23 protein-coding genes are annotated in these 24,362 nt (G+C 60.7%); 19 read left to right on the top strand and 4 right to left on the bottom strand.

From position 1 onward, the window contains the following. Positions 1-36: 36 nt before the first annotated feature. Both ACEWQ0_RS03480 and mutM read right to left on the bottom strand, forming a co-directional pair. Positions 37-2,115: a protein-disulfide reductase DsbD family protein gene (locus ACEWQ0_RS03480; protein WP_476484502.1), complete on the bottom strand. Its 2,079-nt coding sequence runs from the start codon at positions 2,113-2,115 to the stop codon at positions 37-39. 59 nt (positions 2,116-2,174) lie between these two features. Beyond that, entirely contained in the window at positions 2,175-2,987 is an 813-nt protein-coding gene (gene mutM / locus ACEWQ0_RS03475; protein WP_476484501.1) for a bifunctional DNA-formamidopyrimidine glycosylase/DNA-(apurinic or apyrimidinic site) lyase, read from the bottom strand. 130 nt (positions 2,988-3,117) lie between these two features. On the opposite strand from mutM, the gene ACEWQ0_RS03470 reads away from it, so the two are divergent. The 6 genes from ACEWQ0_RS03470 (at position 3,118) to ACEWQ0_RS03445 (ending at position 10,775) form a co-directional block, all read left to right on the top strand. Beyond that, positions 3,118-3,609, top strand: coding sequence for a macro domain-containing protein (locus ACEWQ0_RS03470; protein ID WP_476484500.1), 492 nt, complete (start codon positions 3,118-3,120; stop codon positions 3,607-3,609). Between the two features lie 1,008 nt (positions 3,610-4,617). Further along, on the top strand, positions 4,618-6,612 hold the full coding sequence (locus ACEWQ0_RS03465) for an ATP-dependent helicase (RefSeq protein ID WP_476484499.1): 1,995 nt from the start codon (positions 4,618-4,620) through the stop codon (positions 6,610-6,612). A 168-nt stretch (positions 6,613-6,780) separates the two neighbouring features. After that, entirely contained in the window at positions 6,781-9,186 is a 2,406-nt protein-coding gene (locus ACEWQ0_RS03460; protein WP_476484498.1) for a S9 family peptidase, read from the top strand. A gap of 57 nt (positions 9,187-9,243) precedes the next feature. Further along, positions 9,244-9,699 (top strand): DUF192 domain-containing protein, encoded by a 456-nt coding sequence (locus ACEWQ0_RS03455; RefSeq protein WP_476484497.1) that lies wholly within the window; start codon positions 9,244-9,246, stop codon positions 9,697-9,699. 50 nt (positions 9,700-9,749) lie between these two features. After that, positions 9,750-9,965, top strand: coding sequence for a DUF6116 family protein (locus ACEWQ0_RS03450; protein ID WP_476484496.1), 216 nt, complete (start codon positions 9,750-9,752; stop codon positions 9,963-9,965). A gap of 99 nt (positions 9,966-10,064) precedes the next feature. Continuing rightward, complete coding sequence (locus tag ACEWQ0_RS03445; protein ID WP_476481948.1) at positions 10,065-10,775, top strand: metallophosphoesterase; 711 nt, start codon at positions 10,065-10,067, stop codon at positions 10,773-10,775. 3 nt (positions 10,776-10,778) lie between these two features. Here ACEWQ0_RS03445 and ACEWQ0_RS03440 read toward each other — a convergent pair whose 3' ends face one another. Continuing rightward, positions 10,779-10,931: a rubredoxin gene (locus tag ACEWQ0_RS03440; RefSeq protein WP_476482101.1), complete on the bottom strand. Its 153-nt coding sequence runs from the start codon at positions 10,929-10,931 to the stop codon at positions 10,779-10,781. A 306-nt stretch (positions 10,932-11,237) separates the two neighbouring features. Here ACEWQ0_RS03440 and hemL point away from each other — a divergent pair, with 306 nt between their 5' ends. The 3 genes from hemL to ACEWQ0_RS03425 all read left to right on the top strand — a co-directional run bounded on the left by hemL (position 11,238) and on the right by ACEWQ0_RS03425 (position 15,639). Next, the gene (hemL, locus tag ACEWQ0_RS03435; RefSeq protein ID WP_476481947.1) at positions 11,238-12,524 is read left to right on the top strand and encodes a glutamate-1-semialdehyde 2,1-aminomutase; all 1,287 of its coding nucleotides are present in this window, start codon (positions 11,238-11,240) and stop codon (positions 12,522-12,524) included. A 91-nt stretch (positions 12,525-12,615) separates the two neighbouring features. Further along, entirely contained in the window at positions 12,616-14,190 is a 1,575-nt protein-coding gene (locus tag ACEWQ0_RS03430; RefSeq protein ID WP_476484495.1) for a Re/Si-specific NAD(P)(+) transhydrogenase subunit alpha, read from the top strand. 12 nt (positions 14,191-14,202) lie between these two features. Next, positions 14,203-15,639 (top strand): NAD(P)(+) transhydrogenase (Re/Si-specific) subunit beta, encoded by a 1,437-nt coding sequence (locus ACEWQ0_RS03425; RefSeq protein ID WP_476481945.1) that lies wholly within the window; start codon positions 14,203-14,205, stop codon positions 15,637-15,639. A 296-nt stretch (positions 15,640-15,935) separates the two neighbouring features. Here ACEWQ0_RS03425 and ACEWQ0_RS03420 read toward each other — a convergent pair whose 3' ends face one another. Continuing rightward, positions 15,936-16,895: an integron integrase gene (locus ACEWQ0_RS03420; protein WP_476481944.1), complete on the bottom strand. Its 960-nt coding sequence runs from the start codon at positions 16,893-16,895 to the stop codon at positions 15,936-15,938. A gap of 260 nt (positions 16,896-17,155) precedes the next feature. Here ACEWQ0_RS03420 and ACEWQ0_RS03415 point away from each other — a divergent pair, with 260 nt between their 5' ends. From ACEWQ0_RS03415 to ACEWQ0_RS03370, 10 genes are all read left to right on the top strand, one after another. Then, positions 17,156-17,692, top strand: coding sequence for a hypothetical protein (locus ACEWQ0_RS03415; protein WP_476484494.1), 537 nt, complete (start codon positions 17,156-17,158; stop codon positions 17,690-17,692). A gap of 577 nt (positions 17,693-18,269) precedes the next feature. After that, positions 18,270-18,734: a hypothetical protein gene (locus tag ACEWQ0_RS03410; protein ID WP_476484493.1), complete on the top strand. Its 465-nt coding sequence runs from the start codon at positions 18,270-18,272 to the stop codon at positions 18,732-18,734. Positions 18,735-18,829: 95 nt separating this feature from the next. Then, positions 18,830-19,183, top strand: a complete 354-nt coding sequence (locus tag ACEWQ0_RS03405; protein ID WP_476484492.1) for a hypothetical protein — start codon at positions 18,830-18,832, stop codon at positions 19,181-19,183. Between the two features lie 102 nt (positions 19,184-19,285). Beyond that, a complete protein-coding gene (locus ACEWQ0_RS03400; RefSeq protein ID WP_476484491.1) occupies positions 19,286-19,885 on the top strand; it encodes a DUF6338 family protein in 600 nt (199 codons plus the stop codon). After that, positions 19,882-20,064 carry a hypothetical protein gene (locus ACEWQ0_RS03395; RefSeq protein ID WP_476484490.1) on the top strand — a complete coding sequence of 61 codons (183 nt, stop codon included), beginning with the start codon at positions 19,882-19,884 and terminating at the stop codon, positions 20,062-20,064. The genes ACEWQ0_RS03400 and ACEWQ0_RS03395 overlap by 4 nt, the downstream gene beginning before the upstream one ends. Positions 20,065-20,158: 94 nt before the next feature. Next, entirely contained in the window at positions 20,159-20,584 is a 426-nt protein-coding gene (locus tag ACEWQ0_RS03390; protein ID WP_476484489.1) for a hypothetical protein, read from the top strand. A 607-nt stretch (positions 20,585-21,191) separates the two neighbouring features. Continuing rightward, positions 21,192-21,707 (top strand): hypothetical protein, encoded by a 516-nt coding sequence (locus ACEWQ0_RS03385; protein ID WP_476484488.1) that lies wholly within the window; start codon positions 21,192-21,194, stop codon positions 21,705-21,707. Between the two features lie 599 nt (positions 21,708-22,306). Then, positions 22,307-22,930, top strand: coding sequence for a hypothetical protein (locus tag ACEWQ0_RS03380; protein WP_476484487.1), 624 nt, complete (start codon positions 22,307-22,309; stop codon positions 22,928-22,930). A gap of 624 nt (positions 22,931-23,554) precedes the next feature. Then, positions 23,555-23,923, top strand: a complete 369-nt coding sequence (locus tag ACEWQ0_RS03375) for a hypothetical protein (protein WP_476484486.1) — start codon at positions 23,555-23,557, stop codon at positions 23,921-23,923. Between the two features lie 146 nt (positions 23,924-24,069). Next, complete coding sequence (locus ACEWQ0_RS03370) at positions 24,070-24,339, top strand: hypothetical protein (protein WP_476484485.1); 270 nt, start codon at positions 24,070-24,072, stop codon at positions 24,337-24,339. Positions 24,340-24,362 lie beyond the last annotated feature (23 nt).

The raw sequence follows: 24,362 nt of genomic DNA, 5'->3' as shown, positions 1-24,362 counted from the left end.
TGGTTCGTCAGGTCACAACATATCAACCTGGCAAGACTACAGTGACTCGATGGCCCCGATGACCAGGCCAGGACTGAGCACCTGGGGCAGCACCCGCGGCTTGCCCCCGTCGTGCGGATAGAGCACGTAAAGCGGCACGCCGTTGCGTCCGAATTCTGAAAGATAGGCGGTGATGGCCGCATCACGACGCGTCCAGTCGCCCTTCATGTAGGCCACGTTATTGGCCTCGAGTGCTGCGCGCACGGCTTCGGTGCTCAGCGCCACGCCTTCATTGACCTTGCAGGTGATGCACCAGTCTGCGGTCATGTTGACGAGCACGGCGCGCTCGGGATCGTTTCTCAATTCATTCAGGCGTTCGGCCGAGTAGCTTTCCCACCAGACATTTTCAACCTCTCCCGGTGTCTGCTGCATGCGAACGCCGGCGCCAAGCGCGGCAACCACCGTTACCGCGCCCAGTGCCAGCGCCACGTGGCGGATACTGGCCAGGGTGGCGCCACGCCCCGGCCGGCCGGCCAGCCAGAGCAGGAAAGCCAGCACAACCATGCCGAACAGCACCGCCCCCAGCCCATCCGCTCCGACCTGGCGCCCCAGCACCCACAAAAGCCAGACGACGGCCAGGTAGAGTGGAAACGCCATCAGCTGCTGAAAAGTTGCCATCCAGGGTCCGGGTTGCGGCAAGCGGCGGGCCAGCGCCGGCGAGAAGCTCAGCACCAGCACCGGTAGCGCCAGGCCGACACCCAGGGCGACGAATACGGCCATGGCCAGCGGCCAGGGCATCAACACGGCCGCCCCCAGCGCGGTGCCCATGAACGGCGCGGTGCAGGGGCTGGCCACGACACAGGCCAGTATGCCGGTGAAAAATGAGCCGGAAACTCCCTCGCGCTCGGTCAGTTGCTGGCCTGCGCCCATCAGCCGCTCACCGAGGGTGAACAGGCCCGAGAGCGAAAGCCCGAGCGCAAAAAGCAGATAGGCGAGCACGCCAACCACCCAGGGTGACTGCAGCTGGAAGCCCCAGCCAATGGCCTCACCACCGGCGCGCAGCGCCAGCAGAACGCCGGCGACAGCCGCAAAGCTCAGCACGATGCCGGCGGTATAAGCCAGGCCGTGTGCGCGCTGGTCATGGCCCGCGCCGCTGACAAAACTCATGGCCTTGATCGACAGCACCGGAAACACGCAGGGCATCAGGTTGAGCAACATCCCGCCGGCCAGCGCCAGCAGCAGGGCCGGGCCCCAGCCGACCGGCGACTCATCGGCGGTGCTGACCTCGCCCGCGCCGGTGTTCTGAAGCGAGCCCGCCTGCGCATTGACCTCGAAGGCGTCGCCTGAGGAGTGATCGACGAAAACCACCGGCATGGTTTCTGGTACGCGGTCGAGATAGGGAGACAGCGGCTGCCCCGCCTGCAGTACGCCGTCAACGGCTGCGGTCTGGGCCGGCTGGGCGTGGTCGACGATGTTCTCGGCGGCGACAAACATGTTCCAGTCAGCGCCGGCAGGCAAGGCCGCGGATTCGACCTGAACGGCCAACTGGCCACCGTCGGTGTCAAAGCGCGCCGGCCAGTCGACGACTCGCGGCCGGCGTTCGTCGGCCCAGGCGAACAGGTCGGCCACGTCATCGTTCCCGGCTGCGCGTTGATCGCGTACCGGCAGGTTCAGCGACAGCACGGCATCGCCGGGCACGCAGATTTCCTCACAAACGAGCCATTCTGCGGCCACCGTGATCGGGAAGGTGTCGCCGGAGACGAGATCCTCCGGCGGCGTGATGGTAACCGGCAGCAGATGTTCGCCGCCGTAACCGTAGTTGACCAGATGGCCCATCGGCACGCGTTCCGGATAGGGCCACTCGATGGCCGACACGCTGGCGTCAGCCGGCAATGTCCATTCCATCTCGGTGCTCAGGCCGGAGTCACCCGGATTCTTCCAGTAGCTGTGCCAGTTGCTGTCAGGCAGCATGCGCAGGCCCACGCGAAAGGCCTCGCCGGGCTGCACGTGGCGAACCTCGCTGACCAGCTCGACTTCGATATGCGGCCGCTGCACGGGCCCGGGCTGGGCCAGTGCGGCCGCCGTAAGAACCAGCAGGCCAAGCGCGAGTGCAGTTTGCAGGCGGTGTCTACGCATCAGGATCCTGGTTGCCGTCAGCCGGCCTGCGCCGGGTGAAGTTCGGAAATGCCGGGTCTTCAACGTTGACACCCGGGACAGTAAAAGGTGCTGCGCTGGCCGATCACTTCGCGTCGAACCGGTCTGCCGCAGCCCGGACAGGGTTGGCCACTGCGCCCGTAAACCTTCAGCGACTGAGCGAAATAGCCGGGCGTACCATCGCCGATGGTGAAGTCGCGCAGCGAGGTGCCGCCCACTTCGATGGCGTCATCGAGAGTCTGCCGAATGACTGCCGCCAGCGCCTCATAGCGCGCGTGGCTGATGCGCCCGGCCGGCCGGCGCGGGTGAATGCCGGCGGCGAACAGGGCCTCGGAAGCATAGATGTTGCCAACGCCGACAACGGTTGCGGCATCCATGATGAACGCCTTGACCGGTTGCCGGCGGCCGCGGCTGCGCTGCCACAGCCAGTCGCCGTCGAAGTCCGGGCCCAGCGGCTCCGGCCCCAGGCGGGCCAGGCGCACGTGTGCATCCGGCTGCTTGCCGCCCCACAGCAGTGCCCCGAAACGGCGCGGATCGGTATAGCGAATCAGATGGCCGCCCTCGATCTGCAGGTCGACGTGATCGTGCGCACCCGGCCGGGGCGCCCGTTGCCAGGCGCGAAACGAGCCCGACATGCCCAGGTGCCACAGCAGCGATCCCGACTGCAGTCGCCACACCAGCCACTTGGCGCGACGTTCCAGCGCCGTGATCTTCTGCCCGGCGATCGCGTCAACCGCCCCGGGAATCGGCCAGCGCAGCTGGCGCTGCCGGATGGTGATGGCCGCGATACGCCGCCCCTCGACCAGCGGAGCCAGGCCGCGGCGAGTGGTTTCGACTTCGGGTAACTCGGGCATGGCTTCTTCACCAGTTGATCAGGACCTGCAGGCAGACATTATCGCGCAGGCCGGTTATCGCCTGTGTTTGACGGCCTCTCCGCCCCTCATGGCATTATTGATAACGGGCCTGAAATCATGAGGACACAGCATGCCAATCGAAATCGTGGAAGGCGATATTGCGGCGCAGCCTGATCTGGACGCGGTGGTCAACGCCGCCAACGCCCAGCTCATGCCCGGCGGCGGCGTCGCCGGCGCCCTGCACCGCGCCGCCGGTCCGAAGCTGGCCGAAGCCTGCAAACCCCAGGCGCCGATCGAGCCGGGCGAGGCGGTCATCACCGCCGGCTTCGAGCTGCCCAATCAATGGGTCATTCACGCGCTCGGCCCGCGCTACGGTATCGACCAGCCCTCTGATGAACTGCTGGCGGCAGCCTATCGCAACGTGTTGTCGCTGGCCGCTGATAACAACATCGGATCGCTGGGCTGCCCCGCGCTTTCCGCCGGAGCTTTTGGCTATCCCCTCGAGGAAGCGGCGCGCATTGCCGTCGAGACGGTGAAGCAACACGCGTCCCCGGAGCTGGTCTTCCGGTTCGTCCTGTTCGATCAGAGGACGAAGGACGTCTTTTCGCGTCTGGTCGAGTAATGCGTCAGGCGCGGGGTGCGCTTGTGATTGATCCACCGCGCCCTGCGCGCCACCGGCAGGGCGCCGGCGCCCCCCGTTGTGGGAGCGATCTCCAGATCGCGATACAGAGCTGATCGAAGCCGGCTGCCCGGCTGCCTTGTCACGGCGAGATACCCATCTTTCAGCTTTGAAGTCGAGCAATCTCATGCGGGCTTCGACAAGTCAAAGGCGTTTCGCCCGCCTGCATCGCAGGCTGATGGCGAGTGACTTTTTTCCAGAGCCAAAAAAGTAACCAAAAATCGCTCTTTAACGTCAAGGTCAAGATCCCACGCTTGGTTGACTCAGGATTCGGTTGCTGTGCGGGCTGACCCCTTCGGTGCGGGGGCTTCGCTCTGGCCCGGCTGGTCGCGTGGTGCCCGGGATGGCTTCCGAAAGTGGCCATGGGAGGGATCCGGCGGCTTGTGCTCGTGATTGCTCCACCGCGCGTTGCGCGCCACCGGCAGAACTTTGGCGCCAGCACGTGTGGAAGGAAAGCGACTCTCATGGGGGGTGGGAGCGATCTCCAGATCGCGATACAGAGCTGATCGAAGCCGAGCCTTCGTCTTGCGGGTTTCGTCCCATCCGGACTACGGCCACCAGATCCACCGACCGAGCTCTCGCGAAACCCGCTCCCCGAAGGGGCCAGCTACCTCCCGGTGCAAGTCCTGAAACCCCGGAACGTAGGATCTTGATGTTGATTTTAAAAAGCGCGATTTTTCGTGCCTTTTTTCGCGCTGGAAAAAAGGTACCCGCCCAAAGAGCTTGCGAAGCAAGCCGGGCGGAACGCTTTTGACCTTGACGTGTCGAGGCCACCAAAGCGCCCGGTGGCACCAACCTCATCCAGGCCGGAGCGAATCAGCCCACGGCGTATCGCGGTCTGGAGACCGCTCCCACAGCGTTGGACGTTTACCGGCCGCATCCAGGTCCCAACGAGCGCCCCCCATTAAACCCGGGCGGGTAGAATCTCCTTTCCGCTACAATGCCGCCCCCATGTCGAAAGCCCCCATCAAACTCAACCCGGCCCAGCAGGCCGCGGTTACGCATATCGATACGCCCTTGCTGGTGCTGGCAGGTGCCGGTTCGGGCAAGACGCGGGTGATTACCGAAAAGATCGCCTGGCTGATCGACCAGGGTCACTATGGCGCCCGCGAGATTGCCGCCATCACCTTTACCAACAAGGCCGCGCGCGAGATGAAGGAGCGCATCAACAAGCGCCTGGGCCGCAGCAGGACGAAAGGTCTGACAATCTCGACCTTCCACTCGCTGGGCTGGCAGATTCTGCGCTCCGAGCCCGAAGCCGCCGGGCGGCGCAAGGGTTTGAGCATTCTCGACCAGCACGGCAGCGGCGATCTGGTCCGTGAAATGCTGCCGGCAGGCGCGCCCAAGGACATGGTCTATGCGGTGCTCTCTGCCATCGGTCGTTACAAGGACGCCGGCCTTGATGTCGAGCAGGCGCATGCGGCGGCGAGCAGTGAAGATGCCGCGCGCGCCGCTGAAATCTACGCCGGCTACCAGGAACGTCTGGCAGCGCTCAACGCCGTCGACTTCGATGACCTGATCACCCTGCCGGCGAAAATGCTTGAAGACCCGGTGTTGCGCACGCGCTGGCGCCACCGGCTGCAATACCTTCTGGTCGACGAATACCAGGACACTTCCGAGGCCCAGTACCGCCTGCTCGGAAGGCTGGCCGCCGATACCGGCGCCTTCACCGCGGTAGGCGACGACGATCAGTCGATCTACGGCTGGCGCGGCGCGCGACCGGAAAACCTGGTCAGCCTGAAATCCGACTGGCCCGATCTGACGGTCATCAAGCTCGAGCAGAATTACCGCTCGACCGGCTACATCCTGACCGCCGCCAACGCGGTGATTGCCTGCAATCCGCACGAGTTCGAGAAAAAACTCTGGAGCGAGCATGGCCCGGGCAACCGGATCGAGGTGGTCGAGTACGCCGACGAGGCCGATGAGGCCGAATCGATTGCCCGCGCGATCGTTACCGAAGTTCACGGTGGGCACGCGCGCTTTGGTGGCTGCGCGGTGCTCTACCGCTCCAATTTCCAGGCCCGCGCCATCGAGCAGCAGCTGCGCGAATACGGCGTGCCCTACGTGGTTTCCGGTGGCCCGAGCTGGTTCGATGCCCGCGAAGTACGCGACTGCCTGGCCTACCTGCGATTGCTGGTCAACCCCGACGACAACCCCGCTTTCATGCGCGTGGCCAACGCGCCCCGGCGCGGCCTGGGGTCGGGCGCGATGTCGCGCCTGGCCACCTACGCGGATGCCACTCACAAGAGCCTGTTCGAGGCCGCCATCGAGCCGATGTTCCAGGCCGATCTGCCGGGCCCGGCGCAGCGCGGTTTTCGCGCTTTCACCAACATGCTGATCGACTTCAACGATCGGGCCGAGCGCGGCGATATCGGCGAGGTCTACGCCGAAATGCTCGACCATATCGGCTACCTGGAGTGGCTGATCGAGACCGACGACGACCCGAAAAAGGCCGACCGCCGGCGCCGATCGATCAAGGACCTGACCGGCTGGGTCGAGCGCCTGAGCGCGCAGGTGCAGTCGGGCGAGGAGCTGATTGCGCGCGTCTCCCTGGTTGCCGGGCCCGACGATGACCGCAACGACGGTGCCGACATGGTGCGCCTGATGACCCTGCACGCGGCCAAGGGCCTGGAGTTCTCGCGCGTGTGGCTGGCCGGCTGCGAGGAAGGCCTGATGCCGCACAGCCGCTCGGTGGAAGAAGACAGCATTGAAGAAGAACGTCGCCTGATGTATGTCGGCATCACCCGCGCGGAGCGAAAGCTGCAGATTTCCTACGCGCGACGCCGTCGTCGCGGTGGCGAACAAGTCGAGACCACGCCCAGCCGCTTTCTCGACGAGCTGCCCGAAGAGGCCATCTCCTGGCCGGCCCGCCACGGCAGCGAAGAAGCTACACCCGAAGACGCCATGGACAACATCGCCGCGCTCAAGGCCATGCTCGACGGCTGAGCACTGGGGCCGCCGCTGGCTTTTCCTGTCTGCCCTCTGCGGCTCTGCGTGAACGAGCTGCTAAGGTCTCCGAAGTTCGCTCAATGCCCAGTCGGGACTTCTGGCACGTGCAAGGCGCCCGGGGACTGTGGCTATACTGGACGCCTTTCGAATTTCGAGGTAGGCACGATGCAACGAGCAATCGCTGCTCTTCTGCTGGTCTTTGGCCTGGTCGCTGTGGCCGCGGCGAATGAAAATTATCGTCAACCCGATCCCGCGCTGACCGCGCTGGTGGATGCGCCGCTGCAGCCGGCCTCGAGCGTTTCGCCGGACAAGCGCTGGCTGGCGGCGCTTGAGTACAAGTGGGTGAAACCGCTTGAGGAGCTGGCCCGCGACGAGCTCAAGCTTGCCGGCTTGCGCATTGATCCGGTTACCTGGTCGCGTTCGCGCTCGACCCTGCTGGAGTCCATCGTGCTGCACGACCTTCAAACCGGCGAGAAGCGCCAGGTCGATGGCCTGCCCGAACCTGCGCGCATCGCATCGCCGTCCTGGTCTTCGGACTCGCAGCACCTGGCCTTCATCGTGGAAAGCGAGGGCAAGCACACGCTCTGGCTCTACGACGTTGCGGCCAATGAAGTTCGCCGGCTGTCCAGGCGCGCGCTCAACGGCGTGCTTACGGCCCGACCCTACCGGTGGCTGCCCGACGGCAGCGCGCTGCTGGTCAACCTGGCCGTCCACCACGGCGAGCCCCTGCCCCAGCCGGGCATCCAGGCAGTGGCTCCGGTCATCCAGGAAACCGACCCTGAAAACAAGGCGCCGGTGCGCACTTACCAGGACCTGCTGGCCACCCCGGCTGACGCCGAGCAGTTCGAGTTTCTGGCCACCGGCCGGCTTGCCCGTGTTGAGCTCGACGGCACGCTCTCCGAGCTGTCCGAACCGGGCCTGATCGCCGCCTTCGATCCGTCACCAGACACTGACTACATTCTGCTCGAGACCCTCGAGAAGCCCTTTTCATACTCGGTGCCCTATTCGCGCTTCCCGCGGACCTCGGTGGTGCTCGACACCGATGGCGAGCGGGTCAAGACCGTGGCAGAACTGCCGCTGGCCGAGACCATTCCCAAGGGCTTTGATTCGGTGCGAACCGGGCGGCGTAACATCCAGTGGCGTGCCGATGCGCCAGCCACTCTGGTCTGGGCCGAGGCCCAGGACGGCGGCGACATGAGCGCCGAAGTCGAGATCCACGACCGCGTCTACGCCTGGCCCGCGCCCTTCGAGGCACCGCCTGCAGAACTGATCGCCACCGACCGGCGCTATGCCGGTCTGCAGTGGGGCAGCGACGAGCTGGCGCTGTTTGTCGACTGGCGTTTTTCCGACCGCAAGCAGCGCACCTGGCGCTTTGAGCCGGGCAACCCGGAGGCCGAGCCGGCGCTGTTCAATGAGCGTTCCTACAATGACGCCTACAACGATCCCGGCCGCCCGGTGACCACGCGCAGCGAGTTCGGTACCCCGGTGATCCACGTCTTCGACGGCGACAGTGTGCTGCTGACCGGGCGGGGTGCGTCACCGCAGGGCAACATTCCCTTCCTTGACCGTCACGATTTCTCCACGGGTGAAACCGAGCGGCAGTGGCATTCCGAAGCCCCGTACTATGAGCGCGTGGTCGCGGTGATCGACGACCGCGGCCGTCGCCTTCTGACCCTGCGCGAAGCGCGTGAGGAGCAGCCCAACTTCTTCCTGCGCGATCTCGACGCCGACGCGCTCGACCAGATCAGCGATTTTCCGCATCCGCATCCGCAGTTGACCGGCATTTCCAGGGAGCTGGTCCAGTATCAGCGCGATGATGGCGTGGATCTCAGCGGTACGCTTTACCTGCCGCCGGGCCACAAACAAGGCGACGGCCCGCTGCCGTTACTGATGTGGGCCTACCCGCTGGAGTACAGGGATTCGTCGGTGGCCGGCCAGGTGCGCGATTCGCCCTATGAGTTCAGCCGAATCAGCTTCTGGGGTCCGCTGCCCTACCTGGCGCTCGGCTATGCGGTGTTCGACGACCCCAGGATGCCGATCATCGGCGTTGGCGAGGAGCTGCCCAACGACAACTTTCGACAGCAATTGGTAGCGAGCGCGCAGGCGGCTGTGGACGCGCTTGTCGAGCGCGGCGTCGCTGATCCAGAGCGCATCGCCATTGCCGGGCATTCCTACGGCGCCTTCATGGTCGCCAACCTGCTCGCCCACAGCGATCTGTTCGCCGCGGGTATCGCGCGCTCGGGCGCCTACAACCGCTCGCTCACGCCCTTCGGCTTCCAGGGAGAAGAGCGTGACTTCTGGGAGGCACAGGACGTCTACGGGACCGTTTCGCCGTTCTTTCACGCCGACAAGATTGACGAACCCATGCTCATGATCCACGGCATGGAAGACAACAACTCCGGTACCTACCCGATGCAGTCCGAGCGCATGTTCGACGCCCTCAAGGGCCTCGGTGCCCAGGCGCGGCTAGTAATGCTGCCCTATGAATCCCACGGTTACCGCGCACGCGCATCGCTGCTGCACATGCTCTGGGAACAGCAGGCGTGGCTGGAGACCTACCTTGGCGACTAGCGCTTTTTTCTCGATCCGGAAGAAATTACGGATGCCTGTCTTTGTAAGATGTTTGCCATGAGAAATACGCTGATCAAGGCGATGGTGGCGCTCATGACGATGCTGGCGGTTTCCGGCTGCGATGCCGGCAAGCCTTACGTGGAAGTCCAGGGCCAGCGCTTCAGCGTCGAGGTTGCCGACGATGACGCCAGCCGTGCGCGCGGTCTGATGTTTCGCGACACGATGGATGAACATCGCGGCATGTTGTTTGTTTTTCCCGACGAGCGTTCGCGTTCTTTCTGGATGAAGAACACCCGCATTGCGCTCGATATCATCTACATCGACCGCAACTTCAAGGTGGTCAGCATCAGCGCCGACACCCCGCCGTGCCGCTCGCGCAACCGCCGCTGCCCGGGCTATCCCAGCGACGGCCCGGCGCGATACGTGCTCGAAATCAACGCCGGTCTGGCGGCAAAGTACGGCATCGAGCCGGGAGATGTGGTCGAGATGGGCCATATCGCCGCGCTGGAATAGCCCTTTTTGCCCGCGCCGGGCACACCGACCCAGCTTCAGGAGCAGCAGGCATGTGGATCTTCAGAAAGCTTTTCGGCCCCGTCCAGCGCTTTCTCGAGCGCCGGCGCTTTCGCACGCTGTTCATGATTCTGGCGGGGCTGTTCGTTGCCAACGTGCTCATCCCCGACCCCATTCCCTTTATCGACGAACTGCTGATGCTGGTTGCCACGGTCATCGTCGGCTCCTTCGGCAAGCGCGGTAACCACGACGATTCGCCCGGGCCCTGATCGCTTGCGCGCAGCCGACGGGCCACGCCCGAGAGCGGGCCTGCGTTATCCTTGCCTGTCATGAACATGCCTTACGCACTTCCCCAACAGCCGATCACGGTGCTTCAGCTCTCTGATAGCCACCTGGCGGCAGACCCGCAGGCGCGCTATCGCGACCAGCCGGCCGACGCCAATCTGGCCGAGCTGCGCCCGGCGATCGTTGATCTGGCCCCCAACGCGATCGTGCTCTCCGGCGACGTGTCCGAAGACGCCTCGCCGGCGTCGTACTGGCGCATGGGTGGCTTTGTCCGCGACCTGGCACCGGTGGTGGCCTGGGTTCCCGGCAACCACGATGAGCGCTCGGTGATGGCCGAGGTGTTTGATGAACTGGGCTTCGAGGCCGGCCCGATCGTGCTGCTGGGCGGCTGGCAGCTGGTGCTGCTCGATTCGGCCCGCTCGGACCGGCCCGAAGGCGCGCTGGACGATGATCGGCTGGCCGCCATCGAGCAGATGGACGAGCAGCGACCGGCGCTCGTCTTTCTGCACCATCAGCCGCTGCTGATAGGCTCGCCATGGATCGACAAATATCCGCTTGTCGAGCCCGAACGGCTGTGGCAGCGGCTGGCCGGGCGGCCCGTCAAGGCGGTGGCCTTTGGCCATGTACACCAGGTGTTCGAAGGTGAGCACCAGGGCGTTGCCTGCCTGTCGGCGCCGTCAACGGCGGCCAACAGCCAGCGTCAGGTGGAAAAATTCACCCCCGGCGAGCAACCTCCGTCGGCGCGCTGGTTCCGGCTGTGGCCGGACGGCCGATGGCAAACGGGGTTGCTTTAAAGCCTAGACTTCCACCATTTCGAAGTCTTCCTTGCCCGCGCCGCAATCGGGGCAAACCCAGTCTTCGGGTACGTCTTCCCAGCGTGTGCCCGGCGGGATGCCGTCATCCGGCCAGCCGTCCTCCTCATCGTAGATGAAGCCGCAGACGATACACATCCAGGTTTTGAAGGGTTGCTCTTCGCTCACGCGTTCAAGGTTCCGTATATGAACAGGCCCGCATTCTAAATGATTGGCCGGGTCTCGGGGTGGCGCTCGCGGGCTGCGGCCCGGTGCCGCCGCCGGGCAACCGGCGTGCCCGCTCTCGCCCTGCCCGCCGGATGTCTTACACTGTCGGTTGAAGCTGGCGCCAGCCCCCGGGGCCGTTGCCGATGGCCGGCCGGGTTTTCCGGTCGCCAGCGGCCGCACCAGCTGTATCGCCGCAAGCACTCACCGCAAATATTGACAGGAGTTGTCCACAACGCCATGACCGCCAGCCACGATCTGTTCGACCGCGCCCGCGCCCGCATTCCCGGCGGGGTCAATTCGCCCGTCCGCGCTTTCTCGTCGGTGGGCGGCGAGCCGGTCTTCTTCGAGCGCGCCGAAGGCGCTTACATGTTCGACGTCGACGGCAAGCGCTACATCGACTACGTCGGCTCCTGGGGACCGATGATCTGCGGCCACGCACACCCGGCCGTCATCGAGGCGGTTCAGAAGGCCGCTGCCAGGGGACTGAGCTTTGGCGCGCCGGCGCCGGGCGAGGTCACCATGGCCGAAATGCTGTGCGAGATGGTTCCGTCGCTTGAGCGGGTGCGCATGGTCAACTCCGGCACCGAGGCCACCATGTCAGCGCTCAGGCTGGCGCGCGCGGCCACCGGGCGCGATCGTTTCATCAAGTTCGAGGGCAATTATCATGGCCACGGCGACAGCTTTCTGGTCAAGGCCGGTTCCGGCGCCCAGACCCTGGGCGTACCGACCTCGCCGGGCGTGCCGGCGGGCCTGGCCGAGCTGACGCTCAACGCCCGCTACAACGACCTCGATAGCGTGCGCGCCCTGTTCGATCAGTATCCCGACGAGATCAGCTGTGTGTTCGTCGAGCCGGTGGCCGGCAACATGAACTGCATCCCGCCGCTGCCCGGCTTTCTGGAAGGCCTGCGCCAGATCTGCGACGAGAAGGGTGCCATCCTGATCTTCGACGAGGTCATGACCGGCTTTCGCGTTGGCCCAACCGGGGCCCAGGGCCGCTATGGCGTCACCCCTGATCTGACCACCTTCGGCAAGGTCATCGGCGCGGGCATGCCCGTGGGCGCCTTCGGCGGCAAACATGAAATCATGAAGCTCATTGCCCCGGAAGGTCCGGTCTACCAGGCCGGCACGCTTTCGGGCAACCCCGTCGCCATGGCCGCCGGCATCGCCAACCTCGAGCTGCTCACCGAAGACGGCTTCTACGAGCGTCTGGAAGCGCGAACCAAGCAGCTGGCCGAAGGCTTCGAAGAAGCCGCAAGCCAGGCCGGCATTCCCATGGCCACCGTGGCGGTGGGCGGCATGTTCGGCTACTTCTTTACCGACGTCAAAGAAGTCACCAATTTCGAGCAGGCTGCCGCCTGCGACATCGAGCGGTTCAAGACGTTCTTTACCGCGATGCTCGAGGCTGGTGTCTACCTGGCGCCCTCGGCTTTCGAGGCCGGCTTCGTGTCGAGCGCGCATACGGAAGCCGACATCACCGAAACCGTGGCGGCCGCAGGCGAAGTGCTCAAGAAGATGGCCGACTGAGCATCCCGGGCCGGTTACACTGACCGCCTGACAGCGTCCGCGCGGCCCGTGAGCGCCGAATAAAGCAACAGAACACCCAGGAGCGCATGGAATGAAGGTAGGTGCACCGAAAGAAACCGCAGCGGGCGAGGCGCGGGTTGCGCTCACGCCCGAGAGCGCGGGCCGGCTCAAGAAGCTGGGCTACGAATGTCTGGTCGAGACGGGCGCCGGCCTGGCCGCTTCGTTTACCGACGAAGCCTATCAGGCCGCCGGCGTCGAGGTCGTTGACTCGGCCGATGCGCTCTGGCAGCAGGCCGACGTGATCGTGAAGGTGCGCGAGCCCTCGATGGAAGAAATCGACAGCGCGCCCGAAGGTAAAGTCCTGATCAGCTTCGTGTGGCCCGCCCAGCACGAAGACCTGCTCGAGAAGATGAAGGCAAAGAGCATGTCCGTGCTGGCCATGGACATGGTGCCGCGCATCAGCCGGGCGCAGAAGATGGATGCGCTCTCGTCGATGGCCAACATCGCCGGCTACCGCGCCGTGGTCGAGGCCGGCAACCAGTTCGGTCGCTTCTTCATGGGCCAGATGACCGCCGCCGGCAAGGTACCGCCGGCGAAGGTACTGGTTGTCGGCGCCGGCGTGGCCGGGCTGGCGGCGATCGGCACTTCGGTGTCGCTGGGCGCGATCACCCTGGCGTTTGACGTGCGCCCCGAGGTGGCCGAGCAGATCGAATCGATGGGCGCCGAGTTCGTCTATCTGGACTTCGAAGAAGAACAATCCGACGGCGCCGAGACCGGTGGCTACGCCGCGCCTTCCAGCCCGGAATTCCGTGAGAAGCAGCTCGAGAAATTCCGCGAGCTGGCGCCGGATGTCGATATCGTCATCACCACCGCGCTCATTCCCAACCGCCCGGCGCCCGAGCTGTGGACCGAAGACATGGTCCAGGCGATGAAGCCCGGCTCGGTGATCGTCGACCTGGCCGCCGAGCGCGGCGGCAACTGCACGCTGACAAAAGCCGACGAGCGAATCGTCACCGACAACAACGTGACCATCATCGGCTACACCGACTTCCCCAGCCGCATGGCCACGCAGTCGTCGAGCTTGTATGCCACCAACGTGCGCCACATGCTCGACGACCTCACGCCCGATAAAGACGGCCAGCCGGTCATCGACATGGAAGACGACGTCATCCGCGGCGCCCTGGTCTGCCACCAAGGCGAAATCACCTGGCCGCCGCCTCCGCCGAAGACCAAAGCCATCGCTGCGGCCAAGCCGAAGAAGAAAGAGCCCGCAGAGACGGCCGAAGAAAAGGCCGCGCGCGAGGAAAAGGCGCTCAAGGCCTCGCTCAACCGCACCGGCGCCATGCTCGCGGTCGGCGGCCTTGCGCTGCTGGGTATCGGCGCGGTGGCCCCGGCGAGCTTCATGCAGCACTTCATCGTTTTCGTGCTGGCGGTGTTCGTCGGCTACCACGTGATCTGGGGCGTGGCCCACTCGCTGCACACGCCGCTGATGGCCATCACCAACGCCATCTCGTCGATCATCATCGTCGGCGCCCTGCTGCAGATTGCCTCCGGGAGCGTCGTCGTCTTCATTCTGGCCGCGATCTCGATCCTGATCGCCTCGGTCAACATCTTCGGCGGGTTTCTGGTGACCCGCCGCATGCTCGCCATGTTCAAGCGCAGCTGAAGGGAGTAGTCAATGAGCATCGGACTGATCACCGCCGCCTACGTTGTCGCGGCCGTCCTCTTCATCCTTGCGCTGGGCGGGTTGTCCAACCAGGAGAAAGCCAAGCGTGCCATCTGGTACGGCATCATCGGCATGGTGCTGGCGGTGCTCGCCACCATGGGCACGCCCGGCGTCGGCCAGTACATCGCCATTGCCCTGATGGTGATCATCGGCGGAGTCATTGGCTGGATCATCGCCAAGCGCGTGCAGATGACGCAGATGCCCGAGCTGGTTGCCGGCTTTCACAGCCTGGTCGGGCTGGCGGCCGTGTTCATCGGCATCAACGCCCACCTCGAAATGGGCCTGGCGCTGGCAGCAAAAGACGCCGGCACCGCGGCCGAGCTGGCCGGGTTTGCCGCCACCATCGCCGGCAAGTCGATCGTCGAGCTGAAGATCCTCAAGGTCGAGCTGTTTCTGGGCATCTTCATCGGCGCGATCACCTTTACCGGTTCGATCGTCGCCTACGGCAAGCTGGCCGGAAAGCTCAGCTCCGCCGCGCTGACCCTGCCGGGCCGCCACCTGCTAAACCTCGCCGCCATCATCGCCTGCCTGGCGCTGGGCTGGCTCTACCTGGGGGGTGCCGGTCTGTGGACGATGCTGCTGGTGGCGCTCATCGCCGGTGCCATCGGCACGCACCTGATCATGGCCATTGGCGGCGCGGACATGCCCGTGGTTGTTTCCATGCTCAACTCGTATTCGGGCTGGGCCGCCGCCGCCATCGGCTTCACCCTGGGCAACGACCTGCTCATTGTCACCGGGGCGCTGGTCGGCTCATCGGGCGCGATCCTGTCCTACATCATGTGCAAGGGCATGAACCGCAGCTTCGTCTCGGTCATCCTCGGCGGCTGGGGCGGTGAGTCCAGCAGCGCCGCAGCCGTCGACGGCGAGATGATCGCCGCCGATGCCGATGCGGTTGCCTCGGCGGTCAACGACGCCGACAGCGTCATCATCGTGCCCGGCTACGGCATGGCCGTCGCCCAGGCGCAAACCGCCGTGTCCGAACTGACGAGAAAGCTGCGCGATGGCGGCAAGAGCGTGCGCTTTGCCATCCACCCGGTCGCCGGGCGCCTGCCCGGGCACATGAACGTGCTGCTGGCCGAAGCCAGAGTGCCCTACGACATCGTGCTGGAAATGGAAGAGATCAACGAGGACTTTCCGGACACCGACGTGGTCATCATCATCGGCGCCAACGACATCGTCAACCCGGCCGCCCAGGACGACCCCGGCAGCCCCATCGCCGGCATGCCCGTGCTCGAAGTGTGGAAATCGCGCCAGGTGTTCGTTTGCAAGCGCGGCCAGGGTACCGGCTACTCGGGCATCGAAAACCCGCTGTTCTTCAAGGACAACACGCGCATGTTCTACGGCGACGCCAAGGCCTCGATGGAAGCCTTGCTCAAGGAGCTGGGCTGACTGGGCCCAGTTTCACCCCAATCCTGAAAAATCGCCTGGAAACCAATCTTCCCGGAAGATAGCCCAAGCCCCCTCTTCCCGGAACACAGCCGGGCCTCCCGTATTCCCGGAACACAACCGGGCCTCTCGTATTCCCGAAACACAGCCCGGCCTCCCGTATTCCCGGAAATCGCGAAGCGATTATCCGGGACCTCAGCCACTCAGCCACCCCGAATTTGAACCCCCACACCCGGCAGGCTAGACTGCGACCGGGGACGCGACTTCGGCACGGGCCATGGCGGTAGCGTGCCCGAAGCTCACATTCCGTCCATCGGGCTCCGCGCCCCCATTGCGCCGCGATTGATCACGTGCGTGTAGATCATCGTGGTGCGCACATCCGAATGCCCCAGCAACTGCTGCACCGTGCGAATATCTGCCCCGAACTCAAGCAAGTGTGTCGCGAAACTGTGTCGAAAGGCGTGGCAGGTCACCGGCTTGTGAATGCCGGCCCGACGCGCCGCCTGCTTGACCGCACGCTGCACCGAACTGTTGAACAAGTGGTAGCGACGAACCTGGCCCGTCCGCGGATCCGCAGAAATCCGCCGCGCCGGAAACACCCACTGCCAGCCCGGCTCGAACCGGGCGTTGGGGTATTTGCGCGCCAGCGCATGGGGCAGCACAACGCCGCCTCGGCGGCGGGCTGCATCATCGGCTGCTACGGTCAGCGCCCGATCCACCTGAACCTGCAACGCGGGAATCGTCCGGTCGGCCAGAACGGTGATCCGGTCCTTGTTGCCCTTGCTGTCGCGCACGGTAATCGAGCGTCGACTGAAATCCACGTCCTTGATGCGCAGCCGAACCGCCTCGCCAACCCTGAGCCCGGACCCGTACAGCACCGAAACCACCAGATCGTGCGGCGGCCTCAGGTTGGCCAGAACCGCCCGCACCTCGTCGGTGCTCAACACCACCGGCACACGCGTGGAGCGCTTCGCGCGCACCACATCCTCGAGCCAGGGCAGCTCCATTTCCAGAACCTCCCTGTACAAAAATAGAATCCCGTTCAGGGCCTGATTCTGGGTCGCAGCCGCCACGTGCCGATCAACGGCCAGATACGTGAGAAACGCCTCGACCTCCGCCTTGCCCATCTCGCGCGGATGCCGTCGATCATGAAACAGAATGAACCGCCGCGCCCACTGAACATAGGCCTTCTCGGTTCGATGGCTATAGTGCTTTGCCAGAATCAACCGGCTCATCCGATCCAGCAACTTCTCGCCCATGCTTTGCATCCCGGCACAATTTGCGCCAGTATCAAACAGGGCGACGGACAGGCGAAATCGGAATTGAACCCCGAAACATGTGGGAAATCCGCAGGCTATCCAGCAAGAATGCAAGATAGCGCCAGAAAATATTTCCGCACAAAACGGCAGATTCAGTACGTTACCGCCACTTCACACGCCGCGCCCACAAACTATTCAGCAAATTGTTCATGTATTCACTACACCAACATATTGCTCAAGACTTATTAGTTAGGTGAATAATGGCAGTCAAGTTTCGCGCCTTTAGAACAGATAGGCTAGCTAGCGAACTTTCTCAAGAGCAGCCATCTGAGAAGGTACAGTTTCTCTATTTGCTCGGGACCGAATTGCTTTTAACATTCCTCCTCTATTACTCGTTACTATTTGGTGCCTACCTTGACTGGTTGTTTTTCCTTGAAGTCCCAATCATTCTGCTTATTACCTTTATTGGGATCTACGAGGCATATCGGGCGAATGGTGGCGCCAGTGGTAATAACTTTCTTATAAAAGCCTTCTGTCTTCTGTTCCCAATCACTGTCAATCTGGCTATAGCCTCGGAGGTCTTGAACTGGGCCTATATCTATTTAACGCCTTTCATAGCAGACCCAGCGGTATTCGTTGACCCCACTCGGCCTCTAGCGCTCATAGACTTTGTCTGGAACCCTGCATTTACCGCCTTTATGTTTTGGCGCCTTAATGTCCACATTCGCCGTGTCGCAAGCGCCGAATCACCTAACAAATCGCTCAACGCGGACGCCGGTAAAGCCGGCGCCGGTTAGCTCAGACGTTATGTTCCGTTGTATAGAGTCCCATGCTTACTAAGCTACAGATAAGAGCTGTCCTTCTTGGTATCGTCGCCTATATCGGCTCCTTTCTGATAGCTTCCATATTGCTGACGGTCGACGCTAACCTCCGTGGTAGTACGGCCTCTGATTCGGCGCTATTTTGGCTTGCGTTCTGGCTGGGAGGCATAGTCATGCTGAGTGCGGGCGGCTTCGTTTCGGGCTGGGTCGCAGGGGAGCGGGGTCTGCTACACGGTTTCATGGTGGGGCTTCTGGGCGCTCTAAGCGTTGGAGGAGCCATCGAACTAATGCTGTCCAGCTTCGCTGTCGACATTGGGGTTTCCGTAATTGTTGGTTACCTGCTACCCAGCGCCGTTTTAACCACTATGGGGGGAGGAATTGGTGAACTATTCAAGCGGAGGCACCAGTCCCGTACCGGGCAGTAGGCTTATGAGCCGGAAACATAACAAGTCGCTCAAGTGCGTTCCGGCCCTTCGGGCCTCCACCGGACGCGGCTAAAGCCGCGCCGCTTAGCTCAGACGTTAGACATCAATACAAAAGTAGGAGTCAAGCTATGCGAGCCACTATGAACGTTGCAATTATTTTCGCCATGTCGCTGATTGCGTCCCCAACTATTGCATGCGATGTAGATTCTGGCGAGCGCCAGCAACTCGTATTCCTATCTTGGGGTGGGCAGAAGATCGCCGACTGGGTGGTAAAAACAGAAGAAATCGAGCAGATTTCCTTACCAAATGGTTTTGAGCTCGGAATTAGCCTCAGCGAACCGGGGCCGGACGTATACAAACAGCAGGCCAGGGGCCACGACTACGTCTGGGAACTGGCGGAAATCAAGCTGTTCGATCTGAGCACCGAGAAGCCGCGGCTTCTGTCACGTACGTATGGTGGCACAAACTCCATGCAAGGCTTTGGTGCCAGTGGCGGCGCAAACCGCGTTGCTGAATTAGGCGATCCTGGCATTCTACTTACGCTTATAAAGCCGGTATGCTTGAAATCAGCATCGGTAGCCTCCGCCCCTTGATGTCTAACAAGCCGCTCAAGTACGTTCCGGCCTTCGGCCTCCACCGGACGCGCTTGCGCGCGCCGCTTAGCTAAATCGTTAGCACTTGAAAGTATATGAAACCAACTGAGTCCTGGATCAAAGACTGGAAATACGGCGTTGCCCCAGCGAAGGAACGTGAAATTTCGGCCGCGCTCCTGGAAATTTTCCAGCGGTTTTGGGATTGGGCTGAACTGGACCAGAAGTCAAAAACTACGCAACAGAGATACAGTAATTCACTTCACGCGCTTGGTGGCTGGGCGGTCGAAAAGGCCGCGGAGGATGATGCCAAACTTGAAGCACTTGAGATTCTTGTCCAGGCCACGTCCGCAGGAGATGGGCCATTGATCTATTGGGATCGAGAGGAGTGGCAAAAAGAACTGGACACGGTCTGTCGGAAACTGTACAAATTCCTGGCATCACAGTGCTAACAAAGGGTTCAACCGGACGCGGGGTAACTTCCGGGCCGGCAAAGCCGGGTTGGCTCAGTGGCCGCGCCGGTTAACCCAAACGTTATACAAAAGGAGCCTCTCGTGGATATTTGGGAAGCCGATAAGCTGATTCTCTTTCTAGCTTTCTTTATTCCTGGCTTTATGAGCATTAAGATTTATCAGCTCATCTATCCGGCAACGGAACGACCCAATGCAGACCAGGTCACGGATGCGATTGCATATAGTTGCATTAACTACGCAATATTAGCTGCACCAATTCTAATAGTCGAAAAGAGCAGCCTATCATTTGACCATCCTTACTTGTATGCCACTTTTTATGCAGTAGTACTTTTCCTTGCGCCTATTGTCTGGGTCTTAATCTGGAAATGGATCCGAACTCGGGACATGTTCCAGCGAAACGCTCCACATCCAACAGCTAAACCATGGGACTACGTGTTCTCTAAACGAAAGAAATATTGGGCCAAGGTAACGCTACAGGACAAGACCGTGATAGGCGGGCTTTATGGAAGTAATTCTTTTACTTCGAGCGCTCCAGCCGAAGAACAGATTTATCTGGAAGAAACGTGGGTTCTGAACGACAAGGGAGGCTTCGAGAGGCCCAAGAATGATACAGAAGGAGTCATTATTCTTGGGAAAGACATTTCCTACATTGAGTTCCGAAAGCATGGAGATTCACTATGAGTAAAGAAAAGCGACCCATCAATGAAGGTTATCAACCCGAAACGCTGAAGAAAGGATATCAGCCTTCGGATCCCAAAGATATTCCTACTGGAGATCCTAAACCGAAGGGCGGATACCAACCGACGAGTACAGGAGATAATCCCGCAAATCAACCAAGTGAAGCACCGGGCGACGAGTAGCGTATAACAAATCGCTCAAGTACGTTCCGGCACTTCGGGCCTCCACCGGACGCGGCCAAAGCCGCGCCGCTTAGCTCAGACGTTAAGCCCCAGAATGCGCTTTCTTAGACAACTAATCGCCACAGAACTAATCGCTTTTGCAGGGCTTCTGGTCTGTGCGCTGATTGTCGGCATATTCGCGCTGGCCTTAGCGCTCTTAAGCACCAATTCAGCAATACCCCCCACGCATGCAGCCATCCTTACCGGCCTCTATACTCTGGGCTTTGGAGCTCTTCCTGTCGCTATCTTTGGCGCCCCGCTGTTCTCCCTGCTCCATTACCATGGCCGAGCGAACTGGTTTATCGTGCTGAGCCTCGGAGTCGCGCCTGGCATCCTGACAGGAATCTTGTTTAAGGACTTGGAGGTCGCCTCCATGGGTGTCGTCTGCGGTGCAGCGGTAGCGCTCGTCGTTCGTGCCATTCTCGGCAAAGGGCCTAACAAATCGCTCAACTCGGACGCCGGCAATGCCGGCGCCGGTTAGCTCAGACGTTAGAACAATTATGTGCCGAACAGCTTTGCTCCCTTTAGCTTTATTGCCGACAGTCCTCTTGGCAAGCCCCTGCGACGATACGTGTGCGCGGATCAGCTTCTACGAATCAAGTGATGGGTTTTATGAGTACGTAGTTAGCAGGGAAGAATATATCCGAATCATGGAAGCGTCTAGAGTTGCAAAACGATCTCCCCCATTCACACAACAGAAAGCTATTTCCATCGCAGCCGAAGCCGTCTCCTCCATCGCGATAGATTCAGAATTACTAAACTCTGGTAGCGCTCGGTTATCTGAAGGAGATATTTGGTTTTATATGGTGCGGCTCCCGGATCCAAAGATCACCGAAGATATCGTCGTTGGGCCAAAAGGGACAGTAATTCTGCCCACTCTTATAGAGGAGGGCTTCACGGCTAAGCCGGACTGTTCTAACTATCGCTTCAACTCGGACGCCGGCAAAGCCGGCGCCGGTTAAGCTAATCGTTAAACGGTAAGTATGGATAGTCGAACCCGGAGAAAATACGCATCACTAATGTGGGAATGTCGGTATCGCTTGGAGACGTTGCGGGATTTTGTCGAAGGTAGAACTCATTGCACATACTTGCAGACGACGATCGAATCTGAGGCGCTACAGTTGCGAAAACTGCTAGAGCTGATTGCGTTTGCGTCCTTGGTCTCTTACCAAGATGCCTATCGTTCAGTCCGCGATGATATTGCTAAGGACTGGCATGCGGCTCGAATACTTAAAAAAATTGAAGGTATTAATCCAGACTTCTATCCCACACCAGTGAGAGGGCATGACGGAAAGCGCTGGAGAAAACTGAGCGGTGGATACCTTACTCGCCATCAGTTTTCGCAATTGTATGACAAGTGCGGTGCAATGCTTCACACCAAGAATCCTTTCTCAAAGGGCAAAAATTCTTTGGCATTCCATAATCAGGTGCCAGAGTATTTGCGACGCATCGAACAGCTCTTGTCAGAACATTATGTGAGATTGGCCAAGACCAATGAGCTTGTCCACGTTACAGCACCTATGGACCCAGAGTCGTCAATCCAAGTTCGTGTTTTCGTGGAGCTTCAGAGTTCGTTTAACAAGTCACGGAAGGCGGACGCGTGAGACGCGCCGCTTCGTTCAGCGTTAGGCATCAATCCAAAAGGGAGAAATATATGCACACTTTCAAAAATCTAGTCCGCTTGTCCACTTTCGCCATTGCGGGGGTGGCTCTAGCCGGCTGTGCTTCCATGATGGGAAGTGCCGGCGTCGATTGGGAGGCTCAGGATCCTGGCCCAGTTCCTGACTATGAAGATGCGAAGTCACAGGCTATATCCGTAATTAAAGACAGGCTTAAGGACCCGGACTCAGCCCAGTTTAAAGACTGGACTCCCTTCTTTAAGACGTTGTACAACTACGGTCTGGGGGCCGCGGGAAACTATGAGCCCCTCTGGGCGATTTGCGCTCAAGTCAACGCGAAGAACTCCTTTGGTGGCTACACTGGATATGAATGGTGGTACGTCAAATTTCGAGACGGCCAAGCTGTTCGCCACCACTTGGGCACAAACCAGGGATCTTATGATTGCATCAACGGCCCTGATGACCCGGCGAGACGCGCACCAAGTGATGCCTAACAAATCGCTCAAGTACGTTCCGGCCCTTCGGGCCTTCACCGGACGCGGCTAAAGCCGCGCCGCTTAGCTCAGACGTTATACGAGAAAATCATGAAACAGAGCTTGACGCCATATCTTTTCTTTATTTTACTGAGTACGGCTAAGGCAGGAGAAGTTGAGGGCGTAGTTTCGGCCGAAGGTTTTGAGATTCACCTTGCGGGGGTCCATCAGCGTGAGGAGAAGGTTGCTGAAGTATTGGTCGGCCTTTCGCAAGACCATGATTTAAGTCCTTGGCTTTTTACCAATCGGGTACGCATTGAGTCTGGTGTGATACCACAAAGCCACCCAATCCTGACGCTGAACACCCTATATATTGAGGAATCGAGCCAGCTATTAGCTGTCTTTCTACATGAACAGATTCATAGATTTCTAGCAGCTCCAGAGAACAAAAATACGCTAAAGAACGCGATGAGTGAGTTGAGGGAACTGTATCCTCAAGTGCCGGATGCGGAGAATGGGGGAGCCAGTAGCAAATATAGCACTCACCTACATTTTCTCGTGAACTGGTTGGAGTTTGATGCTCTAAGAGCTCTCTTGGGGCAAAATAAAGCTCAGGAAGTGATAGAGGATAGACATGTTTACCGATGGATATATGACAAAGTTCTCGAAGACAGCCCCCAATTGCAATCCATTGTTACGCGCAACGATCTTAGAATTGCCCATGACCGTAGCTAAGTCGTATAACAAATCGCTCAAGTAGGTTCCGGCCCTTCGGGCCTCCACCGGACGCGGCTAAAGCCGCGCCGCTTAGCTCAGACGTTAGATGAACAACGAGGAAATTATCGAGTTCGTGGCGCCAGTGACCGTTGGATGGTACTTGCACCCTTTAGAGGCAGAGATCGCCCGTGGTCGGCTTGAAAGTGAGGGTATTCCGGCATTTCTTCATTCGAACAACCATTCACAGGTAAATTGGCCTATTACACTTGCGCTTGGAGGCATTAGGCTGCAGGTGCCGTCGTGCGCGGCCCGAGAGGCGACGGAGATCCTGCAATCTGTGGTTCCGCTTCCAGATAGTGAGGAGGAGATAGCTTGTCCTTCTTGTGGAAGCTTAGATACTAAATCCGAAGAGACATCTTGGGAAATTGCCTTCTTAGTGGTGCATTTTCTCCATTTGCCACTGCCATTTAGGCGCGGTGGGAGAAGGTGCCAAGCGTGTGACAGAAAATGGCATTAGAGACGCTGTCATCTAACAAATCGCTCAAGTACGTTCCGGCCCTTCGGGCCTCCACCGGACGCAGCTAAAGCTGCGCCGCTTAGCTCAGACGTTATCCATACACCACGATATTTGGATCTGACGCGGTGAATCAACACCTGGCTCTTTTATTTGCATTGTTGCTCGCTGTTGGTGCCGGCGCAGTTTGGCTCTTTTTACCTTATCCAAGGACTGAAATGGGGGCTCTTATGGCGCTAGGAGGGGCCGCTGTCTCCGCACTCTCACTAAGTGCTGCTCTCTATATTGCCTTTGGGGCATCTAGAGCTGGAGCGATATCCGCTCTTGTCTTCTGTCTGTTTGCGCTTGGAGTTTCGGCTCTTGGTGACGTTCTCCTACCGGTAAAGTGGAACGAGGTCTGGGGCTACGTGGTGAACGTACTGATTCTCCTCATGTCGGCCGCAATCCTCTATGTTGGCCTATCACAACTCGCAGGCACACCGGCGAAGAAAAATTGATGGCTATGGACGTGTTGGAAGAGCCAGGGCGCGAAGCTTCCCAGCAGCGCATGGATAACAAGTCGCTCAAGTACGCTCCGGCCCTCCGGGCCTCCACCGGACGCGGCTAAAGCCGCGCCGCTTAGCTCAGACGTTAGGCTTATAGAATGGGAGCAGAAGCCGCAGTAGCAGCATTGCTAATCTTGTATGTCTCCGGCGCAATTGGATATACGGGGTACCTGGCTTTTTCTTTAAAGAAGCCGGAGCGCCGCAAGGCGGCACGTAAAAAGTTGGCCTTCGCTCTTCTTATTGCCGTCTTTAGTAAGTATCCCCCGGCAAAGCCGGGGGCTTTAATTGTGAGCCGCTCAAAGCGGCCTGTGACGGAGCTTGCGCTCCTTGAGCCCCCTAAAGGGGGCGGCTACATCAAGTTTAGCTGATCCAGTCGGCGGTCCTCGGCCTC

The sequence above is a fragment of the Wenzhouxiangella sp. YN9 genome, from assembly GCF_056324165.1.
This window is presented reverse-complemented; position numbering and strand designations above follow the sequence as displayed.